Consider the following 17,645-nt stretch of genomic DNA (forward strand, 5'->3'; position numbering starts at 1 on the left):
CCGAACGCCGAACGCCGAACGCCGAACGCCGAACGCCGAACGCCGAACGCCGAACGCCGAACGCCGAACGCCGAACGGTTTTTCACCCCCCTTCCGTCTCCTGCCCCTCCTGCAGCGCCTTTTTCACTGCGGCACGGTGCAGCCGCTGCGCCTTGGCGAAGAAACTGTCCACCGAGGTGATCCGGTGCTCGGCGAGTTTTTCCAGCGAGTGCATCCCGAGCCTGCGGTAGCTTTCGAACTGCGCCTCGTCAAACCACTGGTCCGCCGTCGTCTCGTGGGGAAAGCCCGGATGGGTTTTCCAGTAGTTGAAATCGTCCACCGGCTCGTCACCGGTCAGTACCGGCTTCACGTAAAGCAAAAGACCGTCGGCGGCGTCCTCGCAGGCGTCGCAGTCGCGGTACTTCACCGTTCCTACGGCGAAATGCGCCTTCTTCGCCCGGATCGCGCTGAAATCGATGTCGATCTCGATGCCGAAATCCGAGCGCACCTTACGTACCGCATTGCCGAGGTCTTCGAAGGTCGCTTCGCAGTCGCATCCGGCATCGCAGACGATGAGGTACCGGCACCGGCGGCGCACCATCTCGTAGAGTCCCAGGTTTTCGAAATGGCCGCCGTCGGACAGGTAGATGAAAGGGCTGTCGTCGGTTGTAAGCCCGAAGGTCTCCTTAAGCAGGTGCCAAAGCGCCAGTTTCGGCGACTCTTTCCGCCAGCTCGTGCGCATCCCCTTGCCGGGATTTCCGACCCACCACCCGAGCCGGACGTCGAAGAACGCCATGATGAAGGTGACCAGCGGCGAGGAGTGGTATCCCATGTTGGGGCTTGCCGCGGCACCGGAAATGGCCATTGCCGTGCCGAGCTTGATCGGGTCCAGCGGTGCCGTTTTGCCGCCACCGAAGAGATCCGCCGGGCGGAATCCACCGGGCTGCTTCGGCACCGGCCGGTCGTCGAGCTTCAACGGCAGCTCGACGTTGCCGCCGGCGGCCAGCGGAGTGAAAACGAAGGAGGTTGCCTTGCGCTGCTGCCAGGCGAGCCGTCTCCCCTTCACCAGGTTCCAGGCCGCGTTCACCACCTGCAACGGGCGCCTGGGCAGATCCTTCAGGTAGACGTCATCGAAGGGATCCAACCCGGTGAAGGGATTGGGGTCCCGCTTCTTTTCGGGGCGGGAGGCGCCGAGATAGCACCGGACCAGCCGGTTGCGATACATGGCATGCAACGAAAACGTGTTGATGTTCACCCATGCCGCCATCGCCATGGAGAGCGCAAAGGAGACCGCGGTCAGCACGGCAACGGTTCCCAGCGGCGCATGCAGGAGCACGAAGCCGTGGTAGGCGAAAGGGTCCAGGGGCCTGAGGTGGAAGGGGGCTCCGGCGGGCCACTGCGGGAGCACCGGAAGCCACTGGGTCGCCAGCAGGGAGAGGGCGATCGCGACAAAGACGATGAAGGTGCCGGCGAGCAGCGCGGGGAGCCGGGTCCGCAGGTTGCTCATCGTCGCCCCGGGACGCAGCGCCGGCGTGGAGGCCGCCTTCCCCATGAGGGCCGCGGCGATGCCGGAAGCGCCGCCGACGGCGGTCCAGGCCCAGTTCCAGAAGGGGAAGGCATTGGCCACCAGCAGCCAGGGGCCGTAGAAGACGACGGTGAGGGCGATACTCCAGAAGAGGGCCGCCAGGAGCACCATCCCCCCCGCGCGTCCCCACCACTCGCGGTCCGGCTCCCCGGTGAACCGCGACAAAGCCGCCACCAGCAACGCGCCGGTGAGTAAAAATACGAGCAGTATCACCGGAACGCACAGGATCAGGTACAAAAGCTCCGGGTTCGCGGTGCCGTAGAGCAGCGGCGTCGCCAACTGGGTCACGGCGAGCCAGCCGAGCAGCCCCGCGACTACTCCGGTCACGGCGGCGCAGACGCCAAACCAGCAGAGGCGCCGGGCGGCGATGCTCTCTTGTCCGCCGGTGCGCATCTGGAGCCACAGCAGGCCGGTCAGCCACCCGGCCACGTGGACCTCGGTGGCAAAGCAGATGAACCCCTTCAGGCTCGGGAAGCGGTCCGGCAGCATCCCATAGGTTTCGGCGAAGTACGCCGAGAGGCCGCCGGCCATCAGCACGACCGGGAGCAGGAAAAACAGCGCGAACCGTCCCTTGGCATACCTTTGGTTGCCGACACTGGGGAGATCCACGGCGGCATAGGCGATCGCGATCACCCCGAACAACGCCCCGAACCCGAGAAAGACCGGAGCAGATCCGGGAAACGCGTTTTCCGTCATGAGCAGGGCGGTCAGCCACCGCGGCAGGAGCAGCAGGGCGAAAAAGAGCGGCAGCAGCACCAGCCAGTTCAAAAGGAGGTTCCGGACGTAGATCCCCACGATGGCCCAGGTGTCGATGCTCAGGATGCCGACCCGCGGCGTCAGGTAGTTGCTGTAGTCCCTGAGGAAGCGGACCTGGTACGGCTCCTTGCAGCGCAATGCCGGCTCTTGCTGGGCGAGCGCCGCGAAGACCGCCTCCTTTCCGGCCAGCACCGCCCTTTTTTCCTGGGTGGGAGTCAGCACGCCGCCGAGCCTTTCTTTTTCGCCGCAGACCTCGCGGTGGATCCAGGAGGAGAGCCAGCTGCCGATGTAGCCCCCCCCGGAGACCGTGGAGACGTAGTCGATCTCCGGCAACATCCCGCAGCGGGCGAGTTGCTGCAGGACTCCCAGGTTGAAGGTGGCGCTGCGAATGCCGCCGCCGGAGAAACAAAGGGAGGTGAATTCCTCCCGGTGGAGTTCCTCCACCACGGCCCGGAAGCGACTTTCCCGCTCCTCCTTCCAGGCTTGGGTCCCGGCGTCCTGGTCCGCAGTCTCGGCCGCGTCATCATCCGCAGCGGTCGCCAGAGGAGGCTCCAGGCCGTCCTTGGCCGCCTTGATCGCCTCGATCTCCTGGCGCAGCATCTGGTCCAGGTCAAGGTATGCTCTGCTTTCCCCTGCGCCGCCTGACGTCATGGCCCCTCCCGAGAATGGATTGGAAAAGCTTCTCCTGGTGCTCCCTTATTTCTGGTTCGTCGCCGCGTAGATCGCTTTCAGGAGCTGGGCGCTCTGGGCCAGCTGCGTGTACGCCTCCTCCTCGGTCATTACCGGCCGGGGCGGGACGGCATCCTCCATGGCATAGCCGAGGCTTTTGGCCCCGTTGGCGATGGCGGCGATCTGGACCGCCAGGTCGCGGTAGAAACGACCGATCTCCGAGGAAAGGTGCAGGGGGGGCAGCCGGTTCATGCGCTCCTCGATCTCACCGGCCAGCCGGGCTACCTTGGCCTCGGTGGTCTCCTTGGGAGGACCGCCCGTCTCGACGACGCCGTCGTTGGCGGCGTGGTTATCCCGGTTGAACTTGTTGTAGGCGGTGTTGTGGAACGGCATGGAGAGATCGCCGAGGTAATGGGCGGCATAGCCCAGCGGATAGAGGGCGTATTTGCCGGCCGCCTGGGCGATGAGGTAGTCGTTTATGGAGGCGATGATCGCTCCGTAGAGGTGGCCGCTGGCATCTTCCGGCTTGTCGTAATCCTTCACCTGGGCGAGGACCATTTCCGTCGTGATCAGAACCCCCGGCGCCGTATTGTGATAGTGGTTCGCTCCCTCGAGATCCCCGGCCTTTTCCTTGGCCAAGTCGGGTCCCACCGCAAGGTAGGCGTAGTTTCCCAGCCCGGCTGCCCGGACTACCGCCATGTGGGTGGCGTCGTGCCAGGCCGAGGCCGGCTGCGGGGCCAGGGCCAGCAGCGCGGCCGCCAGCACCGTCCAGATGCTTCGAATCATCATGGCTTCTCCTTTCTTCGGTCTGATTCCAACGCGGCCCCCCTCCGATAGCGAAAGCGGTGCCGTTTGATCTATCTGCGTTGGACCACTTTTCTAACAAAAGCCGTGCCATCGATTTTTGAGGCTGCGCGGAGATGGTTTCCGACGCAAATACGGTCCGTTATCACAGTCGCCGGGCGCGGCTTGGTTGTATTAGGCAAAACTAACTGTCCATTATGTTGCAATCCAATCAGTAAGAGGTTTAAATCATTGATCATGTAAAAAAATGGACAGTCCATTTTTTTACAGTTGCCGTTCCCGATTCTGGGGGCGGCTGGTGTCCAAAGAGACGGGATGTCGTTCCTATGCCAAGTGCGGCGCGCGAGGCACCGGCAACGGTGCTCGCCATGGGAGTGGTTTGATGCGGATGGACGGACTCAAGGGTTTCTCCACGAAGTACGGGCTGGTCTTTTTCCTCTGCTGGACTGCAGTGATTGGGGCTCTGGCGTCCATTACCCTCTATTTCCACCATGCTGACACCTTGAAGGAGGCGGAGCACGAGGCGCGCGACTACTTCCGGCTCAACATGTTCTACCGGGCCTGGGCGGCGAAAATGGGGGGGGTCTACGTCGACGCCGGCAAGGTGGTCCCCAATCCGCATCTCAATGTCCCCGACCGCGACGTGACGACCACGACCGGAAAGCAGCTCACCCTGGTCAACCCGGCGTACATGACCCGGATGGTTTTCGACAGTCTCCGCACCGCTTCCACCGACCCGATCGTCAGCCGCATCGTGAGCCTCAAACCTCTCAACCCACGCAATGTGCCGGACGTATGGGAACGGGACGCCCTGCTCGGGTTCGAGCAGCGCAAGTACCGGGAGCGCTCGGAGGTGGCGCAGATCGAAGGGCGGCCCTACCTGCGCCTGATCTCCGCCTTCATCACCGATCCCCCCTGTCTCAAATGCCACGGCTTCCAAGGCTATCGGACCGGGGACATCCGCGGCGGCATCACGGTCTCCGTGCCGCTGACCAACCGGCTGCTCCTGGAACGAGCCTCCGACTGGCGCATTGGCGGCGGCTACCTGCTGCTCTGGATCGTCGGCAATGTCGGCATTGCCACCGCCTCGCGCCGCCGCTGGGAATACGAAAAGAAGCTGCACGCCTCGGAGCGGAAATTCCGCACCGTCTGTGACTGGACCCAGGACTGGGAGTACTGGATCGGGAGAGACGGCTCCCTGCAGTACGTCTCCCCGTCCGCCCTCGAGGTGACCGGTTACCCGGCGGAGGAGTTTGTAAAGGACCCGGGGCTCGCGATCCGCATCGTGCATCCGGAGGACCGGGGGGCGTTCGAGACGCATACCGTGGACGGGCACACCCGCTCCGGGCCGGTCGCCGAGTCGATGGAGTTCCGGATCGTGACCCGGCAGGGGGAGACCCGCTGGATCCAGCACAACTGTCGCCCCATCTTCGAAGGGGAGGTCTTTTTGGGGCGGCGCGCCTCCAACCGGGACATCACCGAGCAGAAAGGGGCCGACGCAAAGGTGAGCCGGCTCTCGGCCATTGTCGAATCTTCCGACGACGCCATCATCTCGATGAGCCCGGACGGTATCGTCACGAGCTGGAACCGCGGCGCGGAAAAGATATTCGGATTCCGCGAGGCGGAGATGCTGGGGCAGCGCCCCACCAGACTCTACCCTCCGGACCGCTTCGACGAGGAGGGGCGGATCTTGGCCGTACTGGCGGGAGGCGAAAGCGTCGAGCCCCTGGAGACGGTCCGGGTGGACAAAGAGGGGCGCCGGCTCGACCTTTCGGTGACCGCCTCGCCGATCCGCGATCGGGTGAGCGGGGCGGTCATCGGGATTTCCGTGATCGCCCGGGACATCAGCGACATGAAACGGACCGCTGAGGAACGCCTGCAACTGGAGCGGCAGATGCTGCAGACCCAGAAGCTGGAAAGCCTCGGGGTGTTGGCGGGGGGCATTGCCCACGACTTCAATAACATCCTCATGGCGATCATCGGTAACGCGGACCTCGCCCTGATGCGGATCAACCGGGAATCGCCGGCCCGCGACAACCTGCTCCAGGTGCAGGACGCGGCTTCGCGCGCCGCCGATCTGGCGCGGCAGATGCTGGCCTACTCCGGCAAGGGGAAATTCAGCATCGAAAACATCGACCTGAACCTCCTGGTGCAGGAGATGACCCATATGCTGGAGGTCTCCATCTCGAAGAAGGCGGTGCTCAGGTTCAACCTGCACCAGCCGCTCGCCTTGATTGCCGCCGATGCAACCCAGCTGCGCCAGATCGTCATGAACTTGGTCATCAACGCTTCGGAGGCGATCGGTGACCGCAGCGGCGTGATCGCGATCTCGACGGGATGCATGAACTGCGACCGGCGCTACCTGGACCAGTTTTCCCTGGAAGGGACCATCGAGGAGGGGCCGTATGTCTACCTCGAGGTCGCCGACACCGGCTGCGGCATGGACCGCGAGACCATGGCCCGGATCTTCGACCCCTTCTTCACCACCAAGTTCACCGGCCGTGGCCTCGGGATGGCCGCCGTGCAGGGCATCATCCGCGGGCACAAGGGGGCGATCAAGGTTTACAGCGAGCTCGGGAAGGGGACCTGCTTCAAGGTATTCTTCCCCTCGACCTCCAAGCTGATCGACGTGGTCGACGAGCGCCGCGTCCGGGACCAGGAATGGAAGGGGAGCGGAACCGCCCTTTTGGTAGACGACGAGGAGAGCGTGCTCGGGATCGGCAGCGACATGTTGCGCGAGCTCGGCTTCGAGGTGCTTACCGCGCCGAACGGGCGCCAGGCGGTCGAACTCTTCCAGGCGCACCGGGACCGCATTACCTGCGTCATCCTCGACCTCACCATGCCGCACATGGACGGGGAACAGACGTTCCGGGAGCTGCGCCAGATCGACCCGGAGGTGAAGGTGGTCATGTCCAGCGGCTACAACGAGGACGAGGTCACCCAGAAATTCACCGGCAAAGGGCTGGCCGGGTTCATCCAGAAACCGTACAAGTGCTCGACCCTGCAGGAGACCCTCAACGCCGCGCTGGGAAGGTAACCTCAGCGGGTCTCATCTCGTTTTTTGCGATCCGACTGATCCGACTGATCCGACTGATTGGTCGGATCGGTCGGATCCGATCCCGGCAGCAGGCACCTCCTTTACCTCCTTTTTCCCCTGCCGTACCTTCCCCATTCCCCGTTGACTCGCCATTGGCCTGTGCTAATTTTTTAGCTTTCGTGCCCGGGCGGCCGGTTGGCCGCCGCAACATCCTTTTGCCAGGAGGTTCCATGGTCGCGCTCACGGTTAACGGCAGGCGGTACGAGGTCGAGGTGCCGGTCGACACCCCGCTCCTTTGGGTGCTCCGGGACAATCTCGGCCTCACCGGCACCAAGTACGGCTGCGGCAGGGCGTTGTGCGGGGCCTGCACCGTTCATGTCAACGGCAAGGCGGTTCGCTCCTGCGTCACCCCGGTCTCGGCCGTCATCGGCAAGGAAGTGCTCACCATCGAGGGGCTGGCTCCGGACGCCGACCACCCGGTGCAGCTTGCCTGGATTGCCGAGGACGTCCCCCAGTGCGGCTACTGCCAGTCGGGACAGATCATGTCCGCGGTGGCCCTGCTGGCGGCAAACCCGCGTCCGACCGATGCCGACATCGACCAAGCCATGTCGGCGAACCTCTGCCGCTGCGGGACCTATCCGCGCATCCGCAAGGCGATACATCGTGCCGCCGCAACGATGGCGGCGGGGGGACATCGATGAACGGGACCGTTCGGGTCAGCCGCAGGGATTTCCTGAAGCTGGGAGGTGTGGCGGGGGCGGGGCTGCTGCTGGGATTCCGGTTGCCGGTGCGGGAGGCTGAGGCCGCGGAGGAGCAGAAGCCCCCCTATCCGCCCAACGCCTTTTTGCATATCGGTCAGGACAGCGGCGTCACCATCTTCGTCAACAAGTCCGAAATGGGGCAGGGGCCGTACACGGCGGTGGCCATGCTGATTGCCGAGGAACTGGAGTGCGACTGGAACCGGGTGCGGGTCCAGCCGGCGCCGGTGGCGGCGGTCTACAACAACCCGATGTCCGGGATGCAGATGACCGGCGGCAGCACCACGATCCGCACCGAGTGGGTCCGGATGCGGGAGGTGGGGGCGGCGGCGCGGATGATGCTGATCGAGGCTGCCGCGCAGAACTGGAAGGTTTCCCCCGCCACCTGCCACGCCGAAAACGGCAAGGTCGTCGGCCGGCACGGCGCCTGGGTTTCCTTCGGGGAGATCGCCGAGCAGGCCTCCCTCCTCGAGGTGCCGGCCCAGGTCCCCCTGAAGGACCCTTCGCGGTTCCGGCTGCTCGGCAAGCCGGTGCCTCGGCTCGACACCCCGGCCAAGGTGAACGGCGTCGCCCTTTTCGGTATCGACACCCAGATGCCGGGGATGCTGGTCGCCGTGGTGGAGCGCCCTCCGGTGTACGGCGGGAAGATGCGCCGGCTGGAGGCTACCCGGGCCCGGGCGGTCCCGGGGGTGACTGCGGTCTTCCAGATTCCGCAGGGAGTGGCGGTGGTGGCGCGGGATTTCTGGGCGGCGAAGCGGGGGCGCGATGTTCTCGAGGTGGAATGGGATGACGGCCCCCGCGCCGGGCTCTCCACGGCGGCCATGCGGCAGCACTACCGGGAGCTGGCTCAGGCACCGGGGCTGGTGGCACGCCGCGACGGCGATCCCGAGGGGGCGCTCAACGGTGCGGGAAAACAGGTGACGGTGGAGTACGAGCTTCCCTACCTGGCTCACGCCGACATGGAGCCGCTCAACTGCGCGGTGGACCTGCGGGCCGACGGCTGCGACGTCTGGGTGGGGACCCAGGCCCAGACCGGAAACCAGCTCGCGGTGGCCAGGCTCACCGGACTTAAGCCCGAGCAGATCCGGATCCATACCGCCTTTTTGGGCGGGGGATTCGGCCGCCGCGGCAACCCGCACTCCGATTTCGTGGTGATCGCGACCCAGGTCGCGCTGGGCGTTCGCCGGCCGGTGAAGGTGATCTGGACCCGCGAGGACGACATGAAGGGGGGCTATTACCGTCCGTTGTGGCACGCCCGGATGAGCGCCGGGCTCGACGAGGGGGGAAAGGTGGTCTCCTGGCAGCACCGCATCGTGGGGCAGTCCATCATGAAGGGGACCTCCAACGAAAAACGGCGCATCAAAAACGGCATCGATCTCTCCTCGGTGGAAGGGGCCAAGGAACTCCCCTACGAAATCCCCAACGTCCTGGTCGATCTGCACAGTCCGGAGCCGGGGATGCCGGTGCAGTGGTGGCGCTCGGTGGGGCACTCCCACACCGGCTTCGAGGTGGAGAGCTTCATCGACGAGCTCGCCCACCACGCGGGAAAGGATCCCTACCGGTTCCGCCACGACCTTTTGGCGCGCCATCCGCGCCACCGCGGCGTGCTCGATCTCGCCGCCGAAAAGGCGGGGTGGGGGGGTAAGCTTGCGGCGGGACGCGGGCGGGGGATCGCCGTGTTCGAATCCTACGGCAGCTATGTATGCGAGGTCGCGGAGGTCTCCGTCGACCGCACCGGTTTCGTCCGGGTGCACCGCGTCGTCTGCGCCGTCGACTGCGGGCATACCGTGAATCCGGGGATCATTGCGGCCCAGATGGAAGGAGGGATCGCCTTCGGCCTCACCGCCGCCCTCTATGGCATGATCTCCGTCGAAAACGGGCGGGTGCTGCAGGAGAACTTCAACGACTACCCGGTGCTGCGCATGGATATGATGCCGGAAGTCGAGGTGCACATCGTGAAGCGCTCGGAAAAGCCGGGGGGCATCGGGGAGACGGCGGTCCCGCCGATCGCACCTGCGGTGACCAACGCCATCTTCCAACTGACCGGAAAGCGGGTCCGGCGCCTCCCCATCGACCCGACCTTCCTGAAAAGCTGAGAGTTACCCTCTCCATCCGGCAGAGGGGGGCCGGAGGCCGGGTGAGGGGGGCGATTCTTGATGAGGTTGCCCCCTTCACCCCAGCCCTCTCCCGGGGGGAGAGGGGGTGTCTGAACTTGATGAGGGAGCCGGAATGAAAACTGACCGTAGGAAGAAGGGAGCTTTGCGTCTGGCGGGCTTCGCAATCATCTGGCTGGCCCCCTTTGCTCTGGTTGGCGCAGCGGTCCTTACCAAAACCGCTGGGCTGGCCTTCGCCGTCACCAAGGACGACAGCGCGTCCGCCGCCGCTTTTCTCAAGGCGGCGGCCGTCTTTTCCGATCCCCGCTGTGTGAACTGCCATCCGGCCGGAAACCGGCCGCTGGTCGGCGACCAAAGCCTGCCGCACCCGATGCACGTCGAGCGCGGTCCCCAGGGATTGGGTAGAAACGGTTTGTGGTGCAGCACCTGCCACCAGGAGAAGAACCTGCACGATCCGCATACCCCGCCCGGGGCCCCGGAATGGATGCTTCCCCCCGCCGACATGCCGATGGTCTTCGAAAAGCGAACCCCGCGCCAGCTATGCGAGCAGTTCAAGGACCCGGCACGTAACGGTTCCCGGACCCCCACGGAGATCGCCGAGCACGTCCGGGAGGCTCCCACGGTGCTGTGGGGATGGCATCCGGGCGAGGGGAGGCGGGCGGTGCCGATGCCTCACGACGAGTTCGTGCGGCTGATGACCGAATGGGCGGAGAAAGGCGCCGCCTGTCCCGAATAAACGAGGAGCTTCGGTGCCATTGGCAAACGTAGGGCGCAGCATGCTGCGCCCTTTTCGTCGGTGCTTTTTCCTTCCGAACCGCGGCGGAAATGCCGCTCTTACCGTTCGTGCAATTGTCGCATCCTTTCATTGTTCATTTGATCTTTCACCCTGCTCCGTCCTACAATGAACGTAAGGTTAATTAAGATGTGGCAAGGATGAGGGAGGTCATCCGAAAGGGGGATCACATGGCAATGAAGATCAAACGTTACGGATGGGTCCACGACCTGCCCGACCAGCGTGACCATCTCTACGCAGCCCCTCTGGAGATCCTGCGGGCGCTTCCGGAGCAGGTGGACCTGCGTGGGCAATGCCCGTCGGTCTACGACCAAGGGGATCTGGGGAGCTGCACCGCAAATGCGATCGCGGCTGCGGTCGAGTTCGAACGGAATCGGCAGGGATTGAGGGATTTCATGCCCTCGCGCCTTTTTATCTATTACAACGAACGGGCCCTGGAGGGGACGGTGGACTCCGACAGCGGCGCCCAGATCCGGGATGGCATCAAGACGGTGGCATCGTTTGGCGACTGCCCGGAGGAAGAGTGGCCCTACGACGTCTCCAAGTTCGCCGACAAGCCGACCAACGCCTGCTACCTCGACGCGGCCAAGGTCAAGGCGGTGCTGTACAGCAGCCTGGTGCAGAACCTGAACCAGATGAAGGGCTGCCTTGCTTCCGGCTTCCCGTTCGTCTTCGGCTTCACCGTCTATGAGAGCTTTGAAAGTTCCGAGGTCGCGAGTACCGGCGTCGCGCAGATGCCGGGTTCCGGGGAGCAGGTGATCGGCGGCCACGCCGTGGTGGCGGTCGGCTACGACGACAGCGAACAGCGGTTCATCGTCCGCAACTCCTGGAACACGAACTGGGGAATGAGGGGGTACTTTACGATGCCCTACGCCTACCTGACTGACCCGAAGCTCAGCTCCGACTTCTGGACTATCCGGTTGATTACGGCCTGATGGGAAGGAAAGGTCGCTGACGCTGGGGGGCGGTTTCCCCCGAGGGTAGGGACTGGGTAGCAAAGAGGGATCACCAAAATTGGTGGTCCTTTTTTTATGGTAGGGGGGGGTAGCGCTGCCAGAGGGTGGTGCTTGTCCTAGCCCCAGAACTTGGAGATTACTTTGTCCAGGCCCTCGACGTCCTGGTGATGGACGTGGTGCACCATCATGTCGCCGTCTTGCTGCGGCATCTGATAGTTCGGAGCGGGAAGGGCCAGGGAGAGGTACAGGTAGGCAACGCAGGCGTAGAAAAGGACCAGGGCCGCCATGATCCATTGCGTCGTGGTCGGCTCGCTGGTCAGAAACCACCAGACGCCGGCGGCGACAATCCCGCAGGCTAGGACCGGTGCGGGGATGCGCTTGGATTTTTTGGTCTGCTCCATCATGCGGAACCTTTGACGACGTTGGAATGCGGGTTTAACGGACGGTGGGGCCGCCTCCCGGAGAAAGGCCCGGGACGTTTGGTGAGATTTCCCCGTTATGACGTATCGGCAGAAATCGGATTGGGTTTAGCTTCTTTTTTCCGGGGTTGATCCGGAGGGGCTGCAGGCGCCCCTCCGGAACTCCTCGGTATCTCAGCTGGCGACGGAAATCTCGACCCGCCGCGGCTTGGCCGCCTCCCGCTTGGGAAGGTGCAGGGTAAGCAGGCCGTTGCGGAACTCCGCCTTCATCTGCCCCTGGTCGATCACTTCCGGGATCTGGAACTGGCGGTAGTACGGAGCCCATTCGAATTCGCGGTAGAGCGGGCGCCCCGTGGTCTGAACGGAAACCGGGGCGTTGATGGTAAGGATTCCCTGGTCCACGTGGATCTCGATGTTGTCCTTGAGCGCCCCCGGCAGGTCCGCAGTCAGCAAGAGTTCCGATTCGTCTTCGATTATATTCACCGCCGGCCGCAGGAATTTTTCCGGGGCCCGGGTCTCTTCCCCGGTCTGCAGGCTTCTTTCTTCATTTTGAGCGGTAATGCCGTTTGCCATGATTGGTTACCTCCTTGCTCCGGTTCTTTGACTACGCCAAAGGTCAGGAAATCTTCACCTCGATTTTCTTCGGCTGGGCGTGCTCCGGTTTGGCCATCGAAATCCTCAGCACCCCATCCCTGAAGTCGGCCGAGGTCCGGGACGGATCTATTTCGGTCGGCAGGTCGATGGTACGGGAGAATTTGCCGAAGCCAAGCTCCTTGCGATGAACCAGTTCCCCCTGTCTCTCGCCGGGAGCCTTACGTTCTCCGGCGATGGTGACGGTGTCGCGCAAGAGGGAGACGTCGAGCTGGTTCGGGTCGACGCCGGGGACCAGCGCCTCGAGGTAGACCTGGCCTTCGTCCTCGCTCAGGTTGATGAGGGGGAAGCGCCGCGCCGAAGTCGGAGACAGAAAAGTAGTCGCCAACGGACGGGCAAATCCCACGCCGCGGAAAGCTTCATCGATTTCCCTTCTCAGGCTTTCGAGTTCGTTGAAAAGTGACCAGCTTGCCATGTGAATTGCCTCCTTTCGTTTGGTGAGTACCGGGTACGTCGGTAAGATAATCATCCCTTTTGCGGTGTCAAGGGGGGGATGAGCAATGGGTAATGAGCAATGAGCAAAGAGCAAAATCGTCAAGGTGGTACCGGCGGTCCGGTTGAATTGGTGGTCACTCCGAGAGCTTGCTCACTGCTCATTGCGCACCCTGATTGCTCTCCCCCTTTGCCAACAATGAAAAAGGCGCTATCCTTGGTACTCTTTTCTTTACCGGGAGAGACAAAGGGACAACGAGGTCCAGTATGCATCTTTGCGGTTGATGGCCCCTGTCAGATGAACAGCTGGTGATGAACAGAAAGATTGACTACTACGGAGCTCTCTATGACACGACCCTCGGAAACTTCCTTCTATCACACGCTCCCATTTTCACGGGACTTGTCGCTGCGCCGCCGTTTCATGGTGGTGGACGAACCCCTGCTGGGGAACCTCCGGTTCGGCCTCCTGCTGGAGGTGCTCGACAAGGTGGCCGAAGAGTGTGCCCTCAATTACGTGAACCAGTTCCATCCGGAAGCACGGGTGGTCACGGCGGCCATCGACAATATCATCGTCCGCCATGCCGCCGACGTCACCCGGGACATCGTCTGTGACGCTCGCATCAACCACGTCGGCCGCTCCTCGGTGGAGGTCGGCATCCGGGTCGAGCAGCCGGGAAACCCCGCCAATCACGTGGCTTCCTGCTACTTCTCCATGGTGGCCCGTTCCGGCATGGGGGACGACGCGGTGAGCATGGAGCTTCCCCCGCTCGAATACACCGAGGAGAAGGAGAAGTCCCGGTTCCGCAAGGCGGTGGCGCGCCGTGAGGAATACCGGCAGCAGCAGGCGCTTTTATCCGAGCCTCCCAGCCGCGATGAGTACGCGGTGCTCGCGACGCTCCACAAGGCGCAGGACCTCCCCGGGTTTCACGGGCTCCTGGCCGGACGCCTGGGGACCGACTCGTGGGAACGGATGTACCCCGAGTTCGAGAACGTGCCCCAGAAGATCTTCGGCGGCTACCTGGTCCGGCGCGCCTACGAGCTCAGTTCGATCTGCTCGGAGCTCGTGGCTCCGGATCGTCCCATCATCGCCGCGGTGAACCGGATCAACTTCTTCCACCCGGTCCGGATGGGGGACAAGCTCCACTACACGGCGCGGGTGGTGTACACCAACGGCAGCTTCATCTGCGTGGAGGCAAACATCGAACGCATCAGCCGGGACCGGACCAGCAAGGCGCTGTCCAACTCCTGCCTGTTCACCTTCGTCAACGTGGACCGGAATCTGGTGCACCAGTCGGTTCCGGCGGTATTCCCGACGACCTACGGGGAGGACGCCGGATACCTGGCGGCGCACCGGAGCCTGCAGACGCTGCTTGAGCACACCTCGATCATCTGAAGCGGTTTGGAATGGAGGGATGAGGCGATCTTAGGGGGGCAGTTACGGCGTCTTGCTGAGCGAGATGAGAAATTCCATGACTCCGAGGAGGTTCACCAGCCGGCGGAAGAGACGATTCTTTTCTTGGGGGTCGCATGCGGTGGTCAGTTTTTCCCTGATCTGCTGATATTGTTCGTAAACGGCTTCGATACGGTTGAATTTGGCTTTGCCCACGATGGTCTGCTCCTTGAGATTGTAAAGATTTGAAGAATGTAATTAAACGTAGCAAATTTGTCAAGCGGCAGAAATGGGTCGTGCGCCCTACGCGGGAATCCGCCCGGCGCAGCTCCGGCGGGCCCAGCGCCAGCTCGGACCAAGTTTTCCTCGGCAACCGGTGGTTAAAAGGTTGCGCCGCAATTTTCTAAATGGTATAAACAGTGCCTTATGAAACGGACCGTCCGGTCGCCGCAACACCGCGATCAAGCTCCGGTTCTTGCCCCCCTTCCCGGACCGACCGCTTCACGTTCATGATGCCTTTACGGGTTTAGTCGGGCCGGCTAGACCCTTTTGTATTTCCGGCGCCCGTTTCGGGACGGCCGGGTCAGGTCCCGACACGGCTTGCGACGGGGCCCCAAGGACGGCCCTGCGGCTGTCGCGCGCCAGACCAATCCCATTGCTTCACATCGAGGAGACCCCATGAGCACGATATTGGTTACCGGAGGTGCTGGATACATCGGCAGCCACGTGGTCCGGCAACTTTCCGAGGCAGGCCACAAGGTCGTGGTATTCGACAACCTTTCCACCGGCTCCCCCGATGCCTTGATCCATGGCGAGCAGCTCATCGTCGGCGACCTTGCCGACCGCGAGCGCATCAATACCGTTCTTCGCGAGACCGGGGCCAAGTCGGTCCTGCACTTTGCGGCTGCCATCATTGCCCCCGAATCGGTTTCGTTGCCGCTGAAATACTACGGCAACAACACCCGCAACACCCTGAACCTCCTTGAGGCCTGCGTTGCCAACGGCGTCGAGCGCTTCATCTTTTCCAGCACCGCGGCCGTCTACGGGATCCCCGAAGGGGGCGAAGCTTCGGAGACCAGCCCCACCGTTCCCATCAACCCGTACGGCGCTTCCAAGCTGATGAGCGAGGGGATGCTGCGTGACGCGGCGGCGGCCCACGGCTTCAAGTACGTGGCGCTCCGTTATTTCAACGTCGCCGGCGCCGATCCGCAGGCACGCATGGGGCAGCGCACTCCGGACGCCACCCACCTGATCAAGGTTTCCTGCCAGGCGGCGCTGGGGATGCGCGACTGCGTTTCCATCTTCGGTACCGATTATCCGACCCCCGACGGTACCGGGGTCCGCGATTACATCCACATCGAGGACCTCGCCGCGGCCCACCTCTACGCCCTTTCCTATCTGGAGCGGGGCGGGGAGTCGACGGTGATCAACGTCGGCTACGGGCGTGGCTCCAGTGTCCGCGAGGTGGTCGACGTCGTACAGAAGGTCAGCGGCGTTCAGTTCAAGGTGGTCGAGGGGCCCCGGCGTCCGGGGGATCCCGCGAACCTGGTGGCCCAGGCATCCCGGATCCGTTCCCTGCTCGGCTGGGCTCCCAAGTACGACGACCTCACCACCATCGTGGCCGACGCCTGGCGTTGGGAGAAAAAACTTTTCGAAGCGCAAAAGAAGTAGCGGGGGAACCATGTTAAAGAGCATGACCGGGTATGGCAAAGGGGAAGCGTCGTTCGGCGCGGGGCGGATCGTCGTCGAGCTGCGCTGCGTCAACCACCGCTACGGTGAAATTTCGGTGAAGCTCCCCCGGCAGTTCATGCCCTTCGAGAGCGACATCAAGAAGCGGGTCGCCGAAAGGCTTTCCCGCGGCAAGATCGATCTCTTCATCCAGGTGGAGGGGGGCGCATCCCAGGGGGTGCCGACCGCGAACCTCCCGCTGGCACGCGGCTACTTCAAGGCCTTCAGCAGCATCCGCGAGGCGCTCGGGATCGACGAGCCGGTGGGGCTCGAACTGGTGGTCTCCCAGCGCGACGTGATCACCATGGCTGCCGAGGTGGAGACGGTGACCGACGAGGTCCCGCAGGAGCTCGTCTCGGCACTTGATGCCGCCCTCGCCGGTGCGGACCAGATGCGGATCTTCGAAGGCGAATCGCTTCTGGCCGACTTCCGGAAGCGGCGCGAGCAGCTCGAGGTCCTGATCACCCGGGTGGCGGAACGGGCTCCCGAGGTGGTTTCGGATTACGCGGTGAAGCTCAAGGAGCGGATCGCGGCCCTCATCGCCGACAGCGGGCTGCCTGAGGACCGGCTCGCCCTCGAGGTGGCGGTCCTGGCCGACAAGGGGGACATTACCGAGGAGCTGGTCCGGCTGGCGAGCCATTTGCGCCAGTTCGACGAGACGATCGGCCGCAGCGAGCCGGTGGGGCGCAAGCTCGACTTTTTGCTCCAGGAGATCAACCGCGAGGTCAACACCATCGGCTCCAAGGCCAACGACGCGCAGATCGCGGCGCTGGTGGTCGAATTGAAAAGCGAGCTGGAAAAGATACGCGAACAGGTTCAGAACGTAGAGTAACCTGCCGAAAAGGTGACTATGAAACGAGAAGGCGTGCTCTTTGTCATATCCGCTCCCTCCGGGGCGGGAAAGACCTCTCTGTGCAAGGAAATCATTGACATAATTCCTAATCTCCGGCATTCTGTCAGCTACACGACCCGTACCCCCCGCCCGGGGGAGCTGCATGGCCGTGATTATTTTTTTGTGGACCAGGCGGAATTCCAGCGGATGATCGAGGCCCAGGAGTTTGCCGAATGGGCCGAAGTACACGGCAACCTCTACGGTACTTCCCTCGCCACCCTCAACGAATGCCGCGCCAACGGCATCGACCTCATCCTCGACATCGACTGCCAGGGGGCGCAGCAGCTGAAGGGGCGCTACAACGGCGGCGTCTACATCTTCATTCTCCCCCCCAGCATCGCGGAACTCAGACGGCGGCTCGACAACCGCTCCTCCGACTCCGAAGAGGTGATCGAACGGCGCATCCGGAATGCCGCCGGCGAGATCCGGGAAGCCCGCTGGTACGACTACATCATCGTCAACGACGTGTTCGCCGTGGCGGTGGAGCAGTTGAAGGCGGTCCTCACCGCCGAGCAGTGCCGCTCGTCGCGGGTGATTCAGGGACTGTCGGAAAATTTCGATTTGTAATACACTAAACGTTCGACCTTTAATGTTCGACGTTAAACCCCTCAGTCAGTGCAGTTGTTTTTCAAAACCCGCTCGCACGTCGAACGCTAAACGTCGGACGGATTCCAAGGAGTTA

Annotated in this window: 15 protein-coding genes; 9 read left to right on the forward strand and 6 right to left on the reverse strand. The window is 63.3% G+C overall.

Features of this window, described 5'->3' with window-relative positions:
- Window positions 1-82: 82 nt before the first annotated feature.
- Both JFN93_RS23550 and JFN93_RS23555 read right to left on the reverse strand, forming a co-directional pair.
- Window positions 83-2,971, reverse strand: coding sequence for a patatin-like phospholipase family protein (locus JFN93_RS23550; protein WP_199386834.1), 2,889 nt, complete (start codon window positions 2,969-2,971; stop codon window positions 83-85).
- Between the two features lie 45 nt (window positions 2,972-3,016).
- Complete coding sequence (locus JFN93_RS23555) at window positions 3,017-3,778, reverse strand: hypothetical protein (protein ID WP_199386835.1); 762 nt, start codon at window positions 3,776-3,778, stop codon at window positions 3,017-3,019.
- Between the two features lie 397 nt (window positions 3,779-4,175).
- On the opposite strand from JFN93_RS23555, the gene JFN93_RS23560 reads away from it, so the two are divergent.
- From JFN93_RS23560 to JFN93_RS23580, 5 genes are all read left to right on the forward strand, one after another.
- Window positions 4,176-6,830 carry a hybrid sensor histidine kinase/response regulator gene (locus tag JFN93_RS23560; protein ID WP_199386836.1) on the forward strand — a complete coding sequence of 885 codons (2,655 nt, stop codon included), beginning with the start codon at window positions 4,176-4,178 and terminating at the stop codon, window positions 6,828-6,830.
- A 230-nt stretch (window positions 6,831-7,060) separates the two neighbouring features.
- Window positions 7,061-7,531: a (2Fe-2S)-binding protein gene (locus tag JFN93_RS23565; RefSeq protein WP_199386837.1), complete on the forward strand. Its 471-nt coding sequence runs from the start codon at window positions 7,061-7,063 to the stop codon at window positions 7,529-7,531.
- On the forward strand, window positions 7,528-9,684 hold the full coding sequence (locus JFN93_RS25870; protein WP_199386838.1) for a xanthine dehydrogenase family protein molybdopterin-binding subunit: 2,157 nt from the start codon (window positions 7,528-7,530) through the stop codon (window positions 9,682-9,684). The genes JFN93_RS23565 and JFN93_RS25870 overlap by 4 nt, the downstream gene beginning before the upstream one ends.
- Before the next feature lie 133 nt (window positions 9,685-9,817).
- The gene (locus JFN93_RS23575; RefSeq protein WP_199386839.1) at window positions 9,818-10,438 is read left to right on the forward strand and encodes a hypothetical protein; all 621 of its coding nucleotides are present in this window, start codon (window positions 9,818-9,820) and stop codon (window positions 10,436-10,438) included.
- Window positions 10,439-10,665: 227 nt separating this feature from the next.
- Window positions 10,666-11,430, forward strand: a complete 765-nt coding sequence (locus JFN93_RS23580) for a C1 family peptidase (RefSeq protein ID WP_199386840.1) — start codon at window positions 10,666-10,668, stop codon at window positions 11,428-11,430.
- Between the two features lie 137 nt (window positions 11,431-11,567).
- Here JFN93_RS23580 and JFN93_RS23585 read toward each other — a convergent pair whose 3' ends face one another.
- The 3 genes from JFN93_RS23585 to JFN93_RS23595 all read right to left on the reverse strand — a co-directional run bounded on the left by JFN93_RS23585 (window position 11,568) and on the right by JFN93_RS23595 (window position 12,936).
- The gene (locus tag JFN93_RS23585) at window positions 11,568-11,855 is read right to left on the reverse strand and encodes a hypothetical protein (protein ID WP_199386841.1); all 288 of its coding nucleotides are present in this window, start codon (window positions 11,853-11,855) and stop codon (window positions 11,568-11,570) included.
- A 189-nt stretch (window positions 11,856-12,044) separates the two neighbouring features.
- Complete coding sequence (locus tag JFN93_RS23590; RefSeq protein WP_215907854.1) at window positions 12,045-12,443, reverse strand: Hsp20/alpha crystallin family protein; 399 nt, start codon at window positions 12,441-12,443, stop codon at window positions 12,045-12,047.
- Window positions 12,444-12,486: 43 nt separating this feature from the next.
- Window positions 12,487-12,936, reverse strand: a complete 450-nt coding sequence (locus tag JFN93_RS23595; RefSeq protein WP_199386842.1) for an Hsp20/alpha crystallin family protein — start codon at window positions 12,934-12,936, stop codon at window positions 12,487-12,489.
- Between the two features lie 363 nt (window positions 12,937-13,299).
- On the opposite strand from JFN93_RS23595, the gene JFN93_RS23600 reads away from it, so the two are divergent.
- Window positions 13,300-14,346 carry an acyl-CoA thioesterase gene (locus JFN93_RS23600; protein ID WP_199386843.1) on the forward strand — a complete coding sequence of 349 codons (1,047 nt, stop codon included), beginning with the start codon at window positions 13,300-13,302 and terminating at the stop codon, window positions 14,344-14,346.
- 42 nt (window positions 14,347-14,388) lie between these two features.
- On the opposite strand, the gene JFN93_RS23605 is transcribed toward JFN93_RS23600, so the two are convergent.
- Window positions 14,389-14,559 carry a hypothetical protein gene (locus JFN93_RS23605; protein WP_199386844.1) on the reverse strand — a complete coding sequence of 57 codons (171 nt, stop codon included), beginning with the start codon at window positions 14,557-14,559 and terminating at the stop codon, window positions 14,389-14,391.
- A gap of 462 nt (window positions 14,560-15,021) precedes the next feature.
- On the opposite strand from JFN93_RS23605, the gene galE reads away from it, so the two are divergent.
- The 3 genes from galE to gmk are packed head-to-tail and all read left to right on the forward strand — an operon-like array spanning window position 15,022 to window position 17,530.
- Window positions 15,022-16,014, forward strand: a complete 993-nt coding sequence (galE, locus tag JFN93_RS23610; protein WP_199386845.1) for a UDP-glucose 4-epimerase GalE — start codon at window positions 15,022-15,024, stop codon at window positions 16,012-16,014.
- Window positions 16,015-16,024: 10 nt separating this feature from the next.
- Complete coding sequence (locus JFN93_RS23615) at window positions 16,025-16,903, forward strand: YicC/YloC family endoribonuclease (RefSeq protein ID WP_199386846.1); 879 nt, start codon at window positions 16,025-16,027, stop codon at window positions 16,901-16,903.
- An 18-nt stretch (window positions 16,904-16,921) separates the two neighbouring features.
- Entirely contained in the window at window positions 16,922-17,530 is a 609-nt protein-coding gene (gmk, locus tag JFN93_RS23620) for a guanylate kinase (protein ID WP_199386847.1), read from the forward strand.
- The last annotated feature ends 115 nt before the right edge of the window (window positions 17,531-17,645 follow it).

It is taken from the genome of Geomesophilobacter sediminis (assembly GCF_016458275.1).
Lineage (GTDB): Bacteria > Desulfobacterota > Desulfuromonadia > Geobacterales > Geobacteraceae > Geomesophilobacter > Geomesophilobacter sediminis.